Annotated in this window: 9 protein-coding genes; 2 read left to right on the forward strand and 7 right to left on the reverse strand. The window is 43.8% G+C overall.

What is annotated here, in order from left to right; translation table 11 throughout:
- Positions 1–55 precede the first annotated feature (55 nt).
- Positions 56–1,543: a TonB-dependent receptor gene (locus AC1RM2_RS06155; RefSeq protein WP_492984124.1), complete on the forward strand. Its 1,488-nt coding sequence runs from the start codon at positions 56–58 to the stop codon at positions 1,541–1,543.
- Between the two features lie 262 nt (positions 1,544–1,805).
- Here AC1RM2_RS06155 and AC1RM2_RS06160 read toward each other — a convergent pair whose 3' ends face one another.
- The 5 genes from AC1RM2_RS06160 to AC1RM2_RS06180 all read right to left on the reverse strand — a co-directional run bounded on the left by AC1RM2_RS06160 (position 1,806) and on the right by AC1RM2_RS06180 (position 10,834).
- Entirely contained in the window at positions 1,806–3,614 is a 1,809-nt protein-coding gene (locus AC1RM2_RS06160; RefSeq protein WP_492984125.1) for an alkaline phosphatase, read from the reverse strand.
- 604 nt (positions 3,615–4,218) lie between these two features.
- The gene (locus tag AC1RM2_RS06165; protein WP_492984126.1) at positions 4,219–5,730 is read right to left on the reverse strand and encodes a RagB/SusD family nutrient uptake outer membrane protein; all 1,512 of its coding nucleotides are present in this window, start codon (positions 5,728–5,730) and stop codon (positions 4,219–4,221) included.
- 36 nt (positions 5,731–5,766) lie between these two features.
- On the reverse strand, positions 5,767–9,123 hold the full coding sequence (locus AC1RM2_RS06170) for a SusC/RagA family TonB-linked outer membrane protein (protein WP_492984127.1): 3,357 nt from the start codon (positions 9,121–9,123) through the stop codon (positions 5,767–5,769).
- Positions 9,124–9,234: 111 nt separating this feature from the next.
- Complete coding sequence (locus AC1RM2_RS06175; protein ID WP_492984128.1) at positions 9,235–10,179, reverse strand: FecR family protein; 945 nt, start codon at positions 10,177–10,179, stop codon at positions 9,235–9,237.
- A gap of 46 nt (positions 10,180–10,225) precedes the next feature.
- Positions 10,226–10,834 carry an RNA polymerase sigma factor gene (locus AC1RM2_RS06180; RefSeq protein ID WP_492984129.1) on the reverse strand — a complete coding sequence of 203 codons (609 nt, stop codon included), beginning with the start codon at positions 10,832–10,834 and terminating at the stop codon, positions 10,226–10,228.
- A 125-nt stretch (positions 10,835–10,959) separates the two neighbouring features.
- Between AC1RM2_RS06180 and rpiA the strand changes: the two genes are divergently transcribed.
- Positions 10,960–11,649 (forward strand): ribose 5-phosphate isomerase A, encoded by a 690-nt coding sequence (gene rpiA / locus AC1RM2_RS06185; protein ID WP_492984130.1) that lies wholly within the window; start codon positions 10,960–10,962, stop codon positions 11,647–11,649.
- A 552-nt stretch (positions 11,650–12,201) separates the two neighbouring features.
- Here the strand turns inward: rpiA and AC1RM2_RS06190 are convergent.
- Together AC1RM2_RS06190 and AC1RM2_RS06195 are read right to left on the reverse strand one after the other, a co-directional pair.
- Complete coding sequence (locus AC1RM2_RS06190) at positions 12,202–13,746, reverse strand: FG-GAP repeat domain-containing protein (protein WP_492984131.1); 1,545 nt, start codon at positions 13,744–13,746, stop codon at positions 12,202–12,204.
- Between the two features lie 205 nt (positions 13,747–13,951).
- Positions 13,952–15,727 carry a RagB/SusD family nutrient uptake outer membrane protein gene (locus tag AC1RM2_RS06195; RefSeq protein WP_492984132.1) on the reverse strand — a complete coding sequence of 592 codons (1,776 nt, stop codon included), beginning with the start codon at positions 15,725–15,727 and terminating at the stop codon, positions 13,952–13,954.
- Positions 15,728–15,730: the final 3 nt, after the last annotated feature.

Raw genomic sequence — 15,730 nt, forward strand, 5'->3', positions numbered from 1 at the left:
GGCTTCTTTTCAGATTATCATATTGGCAACAATAAACTATAATTAACTAAAGGGTATGAATGCCATTCACAACAAGGATATCGGGACCAAGCAAAAGGCGCTTGCCATTAACCTTGATCCTAAAATATACGGCTCATTTGCCGAAATTGGTGCAGGACAGGATGTTGCGGCTAACTTTTTTAAGGCCGGCGCATCATCGGGCACTATAGCCAAAACCATGTCGGCTTATGATATGGTTTTCTCTGATGCCATTTACGGCGTACAACAATCACGACGCTATGTGAGCGAAGCCCGCTTAATATCGATGCTTGACCATGAATACGGGCTGCTTATTGAACGTTTGGCCGTACAACGTGGAGACTCTACTACGTTTTTCGCTTTCTCTGATACGGTATCAGCTTTAAATTACAACAAAACCAACGATGGCCATGGCTGGATGGGGGTACGCTTTCAGCTTACACCAAATGGCGCGTTTAATGACGTGGTTATTCACGTAAAACTGTTGGATAATGATACCAACCTGCAGCAACAGGCAGTGGGCATTTTGGGTGTAAACCTGATGTATGCCTGCTTTTATTACAACGAAATACCACCGGTATTTTTGCTGTCGCTGATGGATAACCTGTCGAGAGACAGGATCCAAATTGACATGATCCGCTTTGAAGGTCCTGACTTTACCAAGGTTGATAACCGGCTGATGAGCCTGCACCTGGTAAAATATGGTTTTTCTGACGCTGCCGTTTTTGGGCCTGATGGCAAAAACATGCAACCTACCGAAGCGCTGTATAAAAAACACATTGTGGTTATCCGCGGCCGTTTCCGCCCAATTATTAATGTGCATTTAGATATGCTTAATAATGGCGTTAAACAATTTTTGCAGGAGCCCGATGTTGATAAATCAAAAGTAGTTGTAGTTACCGAGCTTACCCTGCAGGCTTTAAAGGAACGAAACGCCGACCTGAACGCCGATATTGATGAAAAAGATTTTCTGGACCGTGTAGATATCCTGTGCTCGCTTGGGCAAACGGTTATGATCAGTAATTTCCATGAGTATTATAAGCTGGTGGCCTACCTTTCAAAAATTACCAGGTTAAAAATTGGTATGGTGCTGGGCTTTCCCAACCTGGAGTATATTTTCTCTGAAGAACACTACCAGGATCTTCCAGGTGGCATCCTTGAATCGTTTGCTACGCTGTTTAGCCGTAAGGTAAAGTTATTCATATACCCTACGTTGCGCGACGGCGTAATATGGAATTGCCTTAAGTTTTATCCGCCGCCACATCTTATTGATTTATACCGCTACCTGATTGCCAACAATAAGATTGAAGACATCAGACATTATAACGAGGGCAACTTGCATGTTGATACCGATAAAGTACTCCAACTGATAAAGCAAGGCGCTGCCGGATGGGAAGAATATGTGCCCAACGAGGTAGCCGCCATGATCAAAGAGCGCTGCTTGTTTGGTTTCCATTGCGAAGTACCGCCGGTTAACGTTGTTGCTGCAACTAATGAAAGCGATACGCAAACGGCCACGGTTTAAAAGCTATCTCAATAATTAAAAAGGCCGGTTTATCATTATGATAGACCGGCCTTTTTTGTACTTTGATACTACAGCACACGCAAATCAGCGAGGGAAAAGCGATTCGGCGAAAGAGAAACTATCTCTTGAGTGTAGAGAAAAACCTTCAGCATCCTTCTTCCCAACAGGCTTACCAGGATGCAGGGCGTTCAGGATTTCTCCTCGTACCTCGTTCGAAATGACAACGGCTTTTATGACTATGCTTCAAAAAACAACGCCTTCCCTATTTTATCAAAGCCTTCAGTTTATTAAAAATTTCGGTATTGTTAAAAACACCTCTAAAATCAAGCGAGTGCGGGCCATAGGCAAATATGGGCACGGGTGTTCCGGTATGGTCGTTGGTGCTAAAATCGCCCCAAACGTATCCTTTTCTGATATTGCCATCCAATAGCGTTAAACCGCCTGTTTCATGATCAGCAGTAACAATAACCAGCGTTTCGCCGTCTTCGTCGGCAAAGCGCAGGGCATCGCCAACCATCCGGTCAAAATCGCTGTTTTCGGTAATTACCTGCTTAAGGTTATTGCTGTGGCCGCCGTGATCAATCTGCGATCCTTCGATCATCATAAAAAACCCGTTTGGTGCATTTTTAAAAGTTTGGGTTACTTTTTTTAATGCCAGTGGCAAATAGTTCCCCCGGCCCTCCATTTTGGGCCTGGTTACACTATCATCCATTAATGCCAGGATCTTTGTTGCAGGTGTATTTAAAAAATCATCAAAATTACGAATGATGGTATACCCACGTTGTTTCATTTTGTCGATAGGCGTTTGTCCATTTACCGGCTGGGTAAAATCTTTATAAGCCGACCCTAAAAATATATCAACCGGCGATGATACTATTTGACCGGCAATGTCGGTAGCATTACTCCTTTCGGCATTATGAGCGTAAAAGGCGGCGGGTGTAGCATCGGTGAGCTCGCATACAACAATGTCCGCCGTTTTTTTTCCTGCTTCGGCGCTGTAATCGGCCAACGATTTTAATGGCTTACCTTCCGGATCAACCCCTACTGCCCTATCATTTGTTTTTTGTCCCGATGCAAAAGCTGTTGCGCCGGCAGCCGAATCTGTAATATAAGCATCAGCCGAATAGGTAACCGAAAAGCCCATGTTCAGCATCTGGAATATATTAAGCTGCCCCCTGTTGGCACTATAGGTAGCATATAATTGCGATAAGCCCATGCCATCGCCTATACATAAAATAATATTCTTAACCTTTTTTACCTCGCCATCTGATTTATAGCTGGGATGATAGATAACATAAGGCTCAGGAGCTGTGTATTCAGATTTCTCTTTCCTGTTTAAAAAATTGCCGAGCCCTTCTATGTCATCAGTACCTATAACATCAACACCCAAACGTAACATGGCCAGCCAGCTACTTTTGGTATCGGGAGTTTCGTAAAAACGAACTTTTTTGCCGGCATTATGAACGCTGTCGATACCATCTCTTATTCTTTTAATTTCGTTGGCATTAAATACGCCTTTACCATTCCAATGCACATATTTGCTTAACGGAAAGCTCACCAATCCAATTTTTTTCCATTGCGCGGGCGTAAACCCATCTAAATGGTCAACATCAAATGAAATCCAGTCGGGGTAGTTTGGCATTACAGCTGCCGGAGGCACCGCCCCCGTCATTACGATAGATAACCTGCCGGGATGCCCATCATAGGCAAAATATTTCTCTAACGGTTTAAGTTCGCTGATCACCAAGGGCAGTATGGCTTTATAATCTTCCTTTATTTCGATAAGCAGCCGCAGGTGTCTTTGCGAATCGCGGCTAAGTTTCTCGATTAGCGGATCGATGTAAAGGATCTTCAACGAGCGGTTGGCGCTAATCTCTTTTTTATCATGTGCTACCATCAGCTGCCCGTTTACCGCATACACGTCGGCCTCAATTGATCCAAAACCTTTTTCATAAGCCCTATAAAAGGGAATATTGTTTTTATAATCATTATGCGAGTGCGCATCGGCAACAGTATAAGCCTTAATTTGGGCATGAGCAGTGATGCGCAGACCCGCGAGCAGCGCTAACATTGCTGCTGTTCTAATTATTTTTATCATAATGCTGTAAATATAAAAACCAAGCATTGCCCGGTTTTAAACTTTGTATTATTAAATTACCAATCCGCATTTTGTTTTAGCTGCCCCTGGCATACCTGGGCAGCTTTAGGCTGGATAGGCTTTCATTTGTCAATCAGCTTAAGATTACCGCTATCATAAAACACATTGTGACGATTAATTGCACTTTGCAGGTTCTGTTTGCAATGCTTTTTGGGCTTACTTTATCATCAATATCACTTAAAGAAACCCGATTGCCTGCATAGGCCGCTGATATTAGTATTGCTCCTTCTGCCAGTGCTATAAGTATCTTCAGCCAAACCCTTCCTGATGAATGTGCTAACCTTTCGGGAACGATCAAATCATTATAGTACGCGTTCAAAATGACCAGCACCCAGCATATTATAACCTGGTAAAAGACATTGATTATAATATAGAGTGGTCGTTTCATTGTTGGGTTTGTACTTCTATGTTTTGCTTCCCGTAATTATGATGTGCCCTGGCGGGTGCAGCTTGTTATCTTCAAATAATTTATACCTAAAAAACCGGGCGTTGCCCGGTTTTTTAGGTATAAATTTATTTACCAGCCTGCATTTTGTTTTAGCTGTCCCTGGCTTATCTGGATATCTTTTGGCGGTATAGGCCATACATTATCCCTTGCCGGGTCAAAGTTACGTGCTTTCCAAACTACAGATCCATTAGCACCATGCAATGGCTTGGCATAAGTAGCCTGGGCATCGCCCCAACGCACCAGGTCAAAGTTACGGTCGCTCCACTCGCCTGCCAGCTCTACACGGCGTTCGTGTTTTAAATCGGCCATGGTAGCGCCCGATTTTGGTGCAAGACCTGCACGTACACGTACCAGGTTTAAGGCTGCATCGCCGTTTTTACCCTGCATAATTTGTGCCTCGGCTTTAATCAGCAAAATTTCGGCATAGCGTAATAACGGAACGTTTAAGTCTGTCGATGGCTCATCACCATTAGGGCTTACGTGAATACCTCCGGCATAGCTAAATGGCTCCATGTATTTATTAAACTGGTAACCTGTTAAGCTGTTGCTTTTTCCCCCTATTGGATAAGTATAAGTTTGGCCAAAATACTGGAAAGTATCGCCATTTTTAAGAATGGTTGCCGCCAGCCTTTTATCACCAGTTTCAAACTCGTCAACCAGCTCTTTAGTTGGCTGAAAATAACCGAAACCGTTATATAAACCCCAACCTTTATTCTCCAGCATGGCACCCGGCAAAATACTTTGCCCATTTAAGTTGCTGGCTACCGACCAAATGTACTCTGAACTATAGTTATTGGCTATTTTAAACACATCGGCGTAATTGGCCAACAAAGCATGTTTGCCACTCAAAATAACCGAATCGGCATATTTTTCGGCATTGGCATAATCTTTAGCGTGCAGGTAGGTTTTGGCCAGGTATGCCCATGCGGCCGTTTTGTGCGCACGGCCTTTATCAGTAGCAGCCAGCTGATCAAAATAAGGTAATAAAGATGCCGCCTTTTTTAAATCAGCCTCGATGTAGGCGTAATTGTCTTTAACTGATGCCAGCTGCGCCGGGAAGGCAATCGGGTTAGCGCGGTTTTGAACCGGTGCGCCTTGTTTATCGGTACCATATAAATCGGCAATTTCCAGGTGCATTACTGCGTGTACAAAGTAGGCCTGGCCCAATATAAAGTTTTTGGTAGCCTGATCCATGGTGATGCCGGGCACATTGGCTATAACATCATTGGCCCTTTTCATCACCACAAAATGTAACGACCATGGGGCGTAAATACTGCTTTCGTTACCTGTACAAACAAAGTTTTTGATATTTTCCCTATCGGCAGATGTACGGCCAACAACCATATCGTCGCTGGCGTCAATAAGCCAAAAGTAACCACGGCCATACATATCCTCGCTGTTACTTTGCTTTTCGTACAAGCCATTAGCAGCCGCCTGGGCATCACTGGCGTTTTTCCAGAAATTGGTGCTGGTTGGCGTACCGGTGGGCTTAATATTATCTAACGTACTTTTATTACAGCTTTGCGCAAGTATAATTACCATCACACCCAACAAGCCTTTAACTATATTTTTAAATTTCATCTTAATTATCTCCTTAATTCTCTAAATACCTTGTTATTATAAGCCTACGTTAATACCTATTAAAATGATTCTTGATTGCGGGTACAGGCCCAAATCGACACCGTTTTGACCAATGCCTACTTCGGGATCGAGCCCTGAATATTTGGTGAAAGTGGCCAGGTTTTGCGCGTTGGCAAAAACCCTTGCGCTGCGTACGCCTATTTTGGTCATCAATGTTTTTGGCAGGGTATAACCCAGTGTTACGTTTTTAATGCGCATGTATGATCCGTTTTCCACATAAAAATCAGATACATTACCAAAGTTGCCATTAGCGTCACTTGCCGAAAGCCTTGGTATGCTTGTGTTGGTATGTGTAGGGCTCCAGGCATCCTTAGCATCGGCCAGCAGGTTATAGTTTTGGATTGATGCGTTTAAACCGGTGTATTTAACCGCGTTGAAAATTTTATTGCCGGCAATCCCCTGTAAAAACACGCTCAGGTCAAAGTTGCCATAGTTAAAGTTGGCAGTAAACCCATAATTGAATTTGGGGAAAGGAGTACCTATATAGGTTTTATCGGCATCGCTAAGCTTACCATCGCCATTAAGGTCGAGGAATTTAATATCGCCTGGTTTTGCATTTGGTTGGATAAGTGCGCCCGATGAACCTTTATAGTTGTTTACCTCATCCTGGGTTTGAAACAAGCCCGCAGTTTTGTATCCGAAGAAAGAATACAATGAGTACCCTTGTTGTAACTGAACCGGTACAAGGTTACCTCTTACTGTGGGGTTTGCAAGGATAGCTTGTTGCCCCGGCAAAATATCCATGATCTTGTTTTTAATATAAGATCCGTTGGCAGCCAGGTTGTAGTGAAGCTTACCAATGCTGCTTTGGTACTTAACAGCCAATTCGATACCCTTGTTCTGGATTTCGCCACCGTTTACAAATGGCGGGTTGGATACGCCAAAAACAGCGGCTACGGGTGGCTGAAATAAAAACCGGGTGTTTTTTTTCATGAACACATCGCCGGTAACATTCAGCTGGCCGTTTAACAAGCCCAAATCGAAACCTATATCTGTTTGGGTTGCTTTTTCCCACCTAAGGTCAAGATTGGCCAGGCCATCAATTGCCGATCCGGTTATTGCCGTTGCAGGGCTGCCCAGGTAGCCCGCAGTTTTGGTTAGAGATACCGAGGTAGGGAAGTTAGGCAAACCCGCAAGGTTACCCGATTGGCCATAACTTGCACGCAATTTTGCAAATGATACTAAACCATCGGCCGGAAAAAATGATTCTTTACTAATTAACCATCCTGCAGATACGCCCGGGTAGGTTTCAGTACGGTTTTTACTACTCAACATTGAAGTTGCATCGCGCCTTATGATACCGTTTACAAAGTACTTGCCTTTATAATCGTACCCTACCCTGCCTAAATAAGATATCAGGGCCGACTCGTTCTTGTTACCCTGTAAAGGAACACCTGTAGGATTTAATGTACCATTGATGATGTACCGATATGCCGGATCTTCGCTCAGGTAATTATCGGTATTTACGCTAAAAAATTCCTGTGTGTCATCCTGGTAGGTATAGCCTGCCAGAGCAGTTACGTGATGGTCGGTTCCAAATGTTCTGTCAAAATTTAAGGTTTGCTCGGCAAGTATTGTTCTTGAATTATTTTGCTCCTGGAAAAGGTTGTTATCAAAAAACTTTTTTCCAGGCTCCAGTATCCTGGTGCTGAAGTTTTTGATGGTTTCCAGGTTTTTGGTAACTGCCAGGTTCGAGCGGAATTTTAACCCTTTGATTATACTTACTTCCACATACGGGTTTATGGTAAAGCTGGTAACCGCATCGCTGTTATCCAGGCGTTTTAAATAGGCTACCGGATTTATAACATCGCCGTATGAGCCCGCATAAGCAGCCGGCACACCACCAAAGCTGCCATCGGCATTATAAATTGACGCGTTGGGCGGATAAAATATAGCCGATAATATAGCACCTGTATAAGCGCTTGTTGTATTAGCTCCCTGGCCGTTATTGTAGGAAAACGACATGCTTTCGCCCATTTTAAGCCAGTCTTTTATCTGGTGATCAGAATTTACCCTGAAGTTGTAACGCAGCGCGTTGGTGTTTAAAAGGATAGCGTCGTTTTTACGATAGCCGCCCGATACATAAAACGTTGATCTATCATTACCACCGCTAATGTTCAGGCTATAATCCTGCACATGGCCTGTTCTGAACAATGCGTCGGTCCAGTTGGTGCGTGTTATGCGCGAGTCCGGATTTACAGTGGCATCAAAAGCCGGCAGGCGGGTTTTGCCTGCATTATCATAGGCGGTATTAATAGCATCAGCATATTCGGCTGCATTTAAGGCCTGCAATATTTTCAAGGCGTTTTGATTACCCCCTTTTACCGAAATATCTAAATTGGTTTTACCTTGCTTGCCGCGTTTGGTGGTTATTAGTATTACACCACCGGCAGCTTTGGCGCCGTAAATAGCGGCATATGAATCCTTCAACACATCTATTGATTCGATATCATTAGGGTCTATCGGACCTCCGTTGTAGATAGTTCCGTCAACTACGGTTAACGGGCCTTCGTTGTTAAAAGAGCTCTGCCCGCGCAGCCTGATGCTTGGGCCCGATGTTGGGTCGCCGCCTTCATTTAAAACGGTAACACCGGCTATTTGCCCCTGCAGCATTTCGGTAACCGAGCCCACTGAGCGATCCTTAACATTTGATACCTTTAATGATCCTACAGCGCCCGTTACGTCCGATTTTTTTTGAGTACCGTAACCAACCACCACTACCGCCGATAAGCCGGTAATATCCGCGCTTAAAATAACATCAAGCGGCGAATGATCGGCAACTACCTCCTGGGTTTTGTAACCGATAAAAGAAAAAACCAGTACTTCGCCCTGCTCAACCGATATTTTAAAAACACCGTTAACATCTGTTGAGGTGCCGGCCTGCGATGTTTTGCTGCGGATGGCAACACCGGCAAGGGGGCCCTCTTTATCGCTCACAGTACCGGTTATCACTACTTTTGCAGGCACTTTTACCACTTTTTTACGCGAGATAATGATGGTATTATATTTTTCGCGGTACTCCAGCTGGGTGTTGCTGGTTAAAGCATTTAATACATCCTTTAAGGGTTTGCCTATAAAAGTGCTTGCTTTTACTTTCACCGCTGCCACATCATCTAATTTGTAATTGAAGGCCACGTTGTTCATCGCCTTTTTTAATTTTTCGAGCGATGCATCCATTGTCTCGTCGGCAAATTTTACGGTTACCGGCTGGTCAATCAATGATGCTTTACGCTCGGCCAGGGATTGGCCCGGCACCAACGTTGCGAAAATTGTTAAGAGCAATAAAATTGCGGTCATTAACTTTCTTGAAATCTGGGATAAAGATTTTTCCATACATTTGTTTTTAAAAGTGATTAGTAACCGCCTGTCTGGTTTTAGTTTGGGCAGTTACACTTAATAAGCCAGTGCTTGTTAGTAGCAGGCATTGGTTTTCTTTTATATCTATTATTTAATAGTTACTACGTCCCCGTTAAGCCGGTATTTACGGCCATCAATAAACTGCAAAATATCAAGCACCTGGTTAATGGTTAGCTTATTTGAAAACCTAACCGAATAATGTTGCCTGCTCAGCCTTTTACCAGTGTAATTAAAGTTTACGTTATACCTGTTTTGCAGGTAAACAGCTACCTCTTTAAACTCAACGTTATCTAAAATCAGGTCGTCATGCATCCAGCTTAGGGCGTGGTCGCCAATAATGGTTTGTCTTGAAAAATTTTGGTTTTGTTTGTTGTAGGTTACCTGCTGCTGCGGCGTGTACATACCTAAAGTATGCTGCCTGTCATGTACTTCAACCTTACCGCTGTTTACAAATACCTGTATGGTTGGCAGCTCGCGGTAAAATTTAATATTAAATGAGGTACCCAACACCTGTGTGGTAACACCGGCTGTGTGAACCAGGAAAGGTTTTGTGGCATCGTGCTTTACATCAAAAAAGGCTTCGCCGTTCAGCAAAGTTACCTCCCTTACAACAGCGCTGAATTTAACCGGACACCTGATAGCGCTGCCCGCGTTTAGTTGCACCAGGGTATTATCGGGCAGTAGTACCTTTTTCATCTGCCCTTTAGGCGCGGTGATAACCTGGTAGGCAATTACCTCTGCAGGTTTAGGGCCCGTAAACATGCGATAACTCAAAATACCGGCAAAAAGACTAACTAAAACAACGGCGGCTACTTTTAGCCATGCGGTGTTTAACCTGGTTATGCGGGGCTGGCTAACGGTTTGCGCTTGTATTTTATCCCAAAGGGCCTGCTTTAAATGCCCCACAGGTTGCGGCGCATCCTGCCGGCGGTTTAAATCCTGCATCAGCATTTGCAAATACGCCAATTCTTCGTCGGTGCATTTGCCTTCGTTAAATTTATCAAGTAGTTTTTTGATTTCCTTTTCTTTCACTTATAAGCCTTTATACTTACCAAGTGACAGCAGGAAGGGCTATGTACTATAGCAAACGTAAAAAAATTATCAGCAGCAAAAATTCGCTGAGCTTATCGGGTGGGATGACGTTATAATAATGGTGAACTGCTTTTTTTAACCGGCCCAGGGCACTGCTAATCTGATTACGCACGGTTTGGTGCGATATGCCTAATTCTGCGGCTATTTGCTGCCCGTTCATATCCTGCTCGCGGCTGCACAGGTAAACCTGGCGCATTTTTTCGGGCATATCGGCAATTTCGCGGTTTATTAAAAAGCTTAATTCGGCAAATGATAATTTTTGCGCGGTACTGTCCTCGGCCATATCCGGCAACTCCATAAAATCATTTAATGATTGTGGTTGTTTACTTTGTTTTTTGAACCACTTATAGGCCATGTAATTTACCGAAACAATTAGGTAAGCCTCCAGCGGGCCGTTTACCTGTATGGTATAGCGGTTTTTCCATACCGATAGGAAAAGTTCCTGCACCATATCCATCGCCTCATCTTCATTTTGCGTTTTTTTAAGGGCAAAGGCTATCAGCTTATCGGCGTACCGCTCGTAAATTTCCTGAAATGCCCGATGATTCCCGCTTTGCAGTTCCAATAAAAGTTGAGCATCCGAATATTGTTTCACAAGCCTTTTTTATAGGGGTAAAGTAACGCCAATGATATTAATTTAAATTTAAGGATATATTAAAGCTTTGGAAAGCGATCCAAATATATTTTTTTTAATTCAAAATCTCTATTTAGCTTACACTTATGAACGATTTAAAACTTGAGGCGGCAAAAGCAGCCGTAAAATTTATTAAACCACACCAAACCATAGGTTTAGGAGCGGGCAGCACCATTGCTCACCTGGTTACACTGGTAGCCGCTGATGATGAACTTGCAGCATCAGTTACCTTCACATCGTCATCTTTTAAAACTACAGCTATGCTTGCCCAAAACGGCTTAAGGGTAATGGCGCCTGCCCTGATAAACCGCCTTGATATTTATTTTGATGGATGCGACCAATTTGATAAACAACTGAATGCTCTTAAAAGTGGTGGCGGCATCCACACTACCGAAAAGATCCTGGCATCAATGGCTGATGAATTTATACTGATTGGCGATGCGGGAAAATATACAAATAAGCTGGATACCACCTACCCCATGGTTATTGAAGTTTTGCCCGCCGCGTTGCAAATTGTATTGAAACGCCTGGCAGCAGATTTTCCGGGTGCTAAAACTATTCAGCGCATGAGCAGCCAAAAGGATGGCGCAGTGGTATCAGATAATGGTAATATGCTGGTTGATATATTTTTTGCGAAACTTTTACCGCTGAATGAGTTAAACATCAAGGTAAAAATGATACCGGGTATTGTTGAGCATTCTTTGTTTTATGGCATGGCAACCAAAGCCATCATTGCCGATGAGGATGGGATTAGGGTGATTGAAGCCGGTAGATAGGCAACAGGCTTTTCGCTTCTTAAACGTTTTCTAAAAATGGTTTATTAATGTTTTTATGCTTCGAATGAAGCACATATCCACGCATCATTGTGAGTGGTAAAATTTGGCGAAACTCTCTGAAGGAGGAATGACATCGTAAAAAGGGCTGTCATGCTTGTCGAAGCATAGCGGGCAAAGGCCTCTCCGCGCGACCCTTCGACAGGCTCAGGGTGACAGGCCTGCGCCCCTCGAAAAGAAAACATGTCAATGGGCTGGGACGAAGCAGGGACGGTCTGTTTTTTATTGTTAGACAGCTTCTTAAAAGTTTTCAGTTTTTGGATTAAATGGTAACATGGACGAGAGTTTGAACGAGGAACGAGTTTTTCTAATCAGTTACCGGCAGAGCCTTTGAAAAACCGAAAAACTTCACCAGCCATTTTACCTACTGTTGCGCTTTTGTTGCGCTTTTTATTTTATGACAATTCGCAATTTATTGATTATTAGATAGATGACATTTTTCACTGTTTCACCTGTTGCGCAACACAACACTTTTGACCATATCAAAAAGCCCTCTTAACGCTTGCCGGAAAAACTATTATTATTTTTCAATATCACAAACGGCGTGTGGGAATTCCAGCCGGGTTTTATGCTATCATCGTTAATAAAACCCATCGAAAAATTACCTAAAATAATATCCGGACTGCCATCGCCATTATAATCTTTAACATCCATACAAATCCAGCGCCCCTGGTTGTATATAGGGAGGTTGTGGGGTATAAAATGCATGGGGCTGTCCTGTTCAAAATAGGTAAAGCCTTCGCCGGGATTCTTCTTCAGATCCGAAAAAAAGGCAATCAGCGCTATGTCCAGCTTGCCATCGCCGTTAAAATCGGAAGCAATGGCTTTGGTGGCTCCGTTCACGGGATAAAAATAAGCTTGCTTAAATTTAAAATCGCCCTGGTTAAGGAATATGTAAACGCCGTGGAAGGGCTTCAATATTTTTGAATAGTCGCTATTATCGCCACTGGTGTATAAAACATCCAACTGCCCGTCGTTATTAAAATCAACCAGCTGAAAACTGCTTGAGCCATACATAGGCGGAAACCTCAAAATGTTCCTGCTTGTAAAACCTCCTTTATGGTCATTCAAAAACAGCCACACACCTTCATCGGCCTGGGCAAATAAACAGGCTACATCGGGCCATCCATCGTGGTTAAAATCGCCAATAACGGCGTGTTCGGCACCGGGCATGTTGCTGATGGCATGTTTTTCAAACTGGTTGCCGGCCAATTGCTTGTACCAGTATAAGCCCCCCAAATTGTGCCCAAATCCGCATACCACCCAATCCTGCAAACCGTCTTTATTAATATCGGCCGGTACAGATTGTATTGGCCTTGGCAATTTATCGGCAATCTGTATTTCCTGTTGATAGTTTATGGATTTTAAAACCACCTGTTTTACAAAACCATTGGCTATATCAACGGCATCCATCGAACCGATAAAAGTAAATACACTTTGCCCGCCCCCCTTATCATCTTTACCAAATTGCACATCAACCGCGGGCGAAGGGTATTTAACGGTTGACATTAGCTTTAGCTGGTTTGACCACTGGAAAATACTGCTATTCATCCTGTCGCTGGTATAAATACGCTGCCCGGCGGTATCAAATGCCACCATGGTAGTTGTTGCTAAAGGCACGTCGTGAGCTGGCTTTATTAAGCTAAAATTAGCCCAGTCTTTTAACGGGGCAACGGGAACCTTTGCGGGTATCAATTTCTTTGGTGATACCTTGGTATAGTAATCAACAATTTTTAACCAATCGTCATAGGATACTGCCGATTTTGCCGACAGGTCGTTTACGTATTGGTCATCGGCATAAACTTTTATGCCCAAACGGGGGGCCATTGCGGGTAGTACGTGTTTTGCCCAGGTTTCCTGGTCAAGCAGCCGAGGTTCGGGATATTGATGACAGCTTTTACAATAGGTAGCTGACAAACTTTTTCCATCGGTTGCAACCACATGCGGTTGGGGGTTGTTACAATTCAAAGATACCAGGCAAACTACTGCTGTAAATAAAAAAAGGGTTAACGTTAAAAGATGATGTTTGCTGAACCTCATAACTGATTGCTAAAGTTTAGTGATGAATGTGTAAGCCCCCTCTAAATCTCCCCCGGTAGGGGAGACTTTAACTTCGAGACCGGTAAAACATTCGCCGCCCGACAATTAAAGTACTTAAGTTATCTTTAAAGTCTTACTATATTTTATACATACAAAAAGAGGCGGCTAACGCCACCTCTTTCTGTTTTATCAAAAATAAACAATATTAATAACCCGGGTTTTGTTTCAACGCAGATGATGATCCTGTTGATTCCAGGTCAATTTGTGCCTGCGGAATCGGATAAACCTCGTTTTTACCAACTGTGAAATGTGCGCCGGTAACATCGGTTATATTTTTGCCATCGTAGCCAAAATAGGTAGCCAATGATTGCTGGGCTGTACCCCAGCGAACGATATCAAAAAAGCGATGGCCTTCCATACCCAACTCCAGCTTCCGTTCAAAATAAATGGCTTTTAATGCCACTGCTTTGCCCGAAAAATAGCCGGCAGGATATTGGCTTACTACATACTTTGCAGCCGGTGTGGTAGTATAGCCGCCCATTGGGTTGGCCGCATCTTTATAAGTATACACTACACTTGCCGGTTTAGCTGCCCTTGCACGTACCAGGTTTACGTATGATAAACCCAAATCGCCCGTACCTAATTGTGCTTTGGCTTCGGCCGCCATGAGCAATACATCGGCAAAGCGGATAATATTAACCTGGTTTGCGTTGCCCGGTGCCCAGGTATGGCTATCGCCTAAAGTACCCTTCGTAGCCTGGTAATAAACATTCTTTTTAGGTGAGTACGGGCCTGCCGAACTTTGCTCGCGGATCCAGTTTTGGCCAGGGTGATTGCCCCAATCCAAATACGGAATACCACGGCGGCCAACTGTCCAGTCTAAACGTGGGTCAAGGTTGCCGGCATCAAGTGTAAAAGCAGCAGTTGATGCAATGCCCTGGTCGTTAACTACAGCGTGGCTGTTGTAGTCATCTAAATAAGGTAAGCCGGTAGCATCGGTACGGAACGAGTTAGCCAGATCTTCGGTAGGCTGAAAAAATCCGCAGCATCCAAAAGGGCTGTTGTACGGGTAGTTCAGCATATCGCCGTTATTGGCTTCGCTGATGGTTCCGGTACCATCATTTGCCGCTTGTTGAATGGCAAAAACGGTTTCCTTATTGTTTTTGGTTGCTGCGTTAAAGTTATCCTCGTAATTATCCGTTAACCCATAAGCAACACCTGCCGAGTTTGTTCCGCCGGTAATAACCTCGGTAAATGTTTTATCGGCATTGGTATAATCTTTTTGGTACAGGTAGGTTTTAGCCAGGTAAGCGCCCGCTGCCCATTTGTTTACCCTACCAACCTGTGTTTGCGTTGCCGGTAAGTTTGCGTAGGCAAATGCAAAATCGGCAACTATTTTGGGCCATATATCGGTGGTATTGGGCTGCACGAAATTGGTTGTGGTTTCGTCGATATAAGGCACATTGCCAAACATCTTTTTCAGGTCGAAATAATAATGACCGCGTAAAAACCTGGCCTGGCCAATAATATTTGCTTTATCGGTGGCAGATATGCTTGTAACAGCCGCTACCGCTTTTAACACATTGTTCGCCCTTGTTACACCCTCATAATCGGCTATCCACTTGGTATTTAAAAAACCGTTACTGGCATCAACTGTAAATGTTGCTATTGAGTTGATAGCAGGCTGATCGATACCGGAACTGCCTTTGTGAGCGTCGCCACCGGCCACGCTGCCATATATCCAGTTATCGGGTGATGATTCCCAGGGATTGCCACCACCAAAAGCAACGTTGCCGCCTTTTTGGCCGTCAAGCGCCGAATATGCACCAATCAAAAGGCCATCTACACCTGCCGCCGTTGTTATTTGGGCCGTACTTAGCGCACCCAAAGCAGGTTGGTCAAGAGACGACTTTTTGCATGAACTTTGAACTATACCAGCTATAACTAAAGTACAAACTGATAAACGTATGATATTTTTCATAAA

This window comes from Mucilaginibacter sp. GW822-FHT03E02 (genome assembly GCF_058801545.1).

Coding starts and splice junctions, on each gene's coding strand:
- AC1RM2_RS06155 (WP_492984124.1), top strand. CDS start 56: ATGAATGCCATTCACAACAAGGATATCGGGACCAAGCAAAAGGCGCTT.
- AC1RM2_RS06160 (WP_492984125.1), bottom strand. CDS start 3,614: ATGTTAGCGCTGCTCGCGGGTCTGCGCATCACTGCTCATGCCCAAATT.
- AC1RM2_RS06165 (WP_492984126.1), bottom strand. CDS start 5,730: ATGAAATTTAAAAATATAGTTAAAGGCTTGTTGGGTGTGATGGTAATT.
- AC1RM2_RS06170 (WP_492984127.1), bottom strand. CDS start 9,123: ATGGAAAAATCTTTATCCCAGATTTCAAGAAAGTTAATGACCGCAATT.
- rpiA (WP_492984130.1), top strand. CDS start 10,960: ATGAACGATTTAAAACTTGAGGCGGCAAAAGCAGCCGTAAAATTTATT.
- AC1RM2_RS06190 (WP_492984131.1), bottom strand. CDS start 13,746: ATGAGGTTCAGCAAACATCATCTTTTAACGTTAACCCTTTTTTTATTT.
- AC1RM2_RS06195 (WP_492984132.1), bottom strand. CDS start 15,727: ATGAAAAATATCATACGTTTATCAGTTTGTACTTTAGTTATAGCTGGT.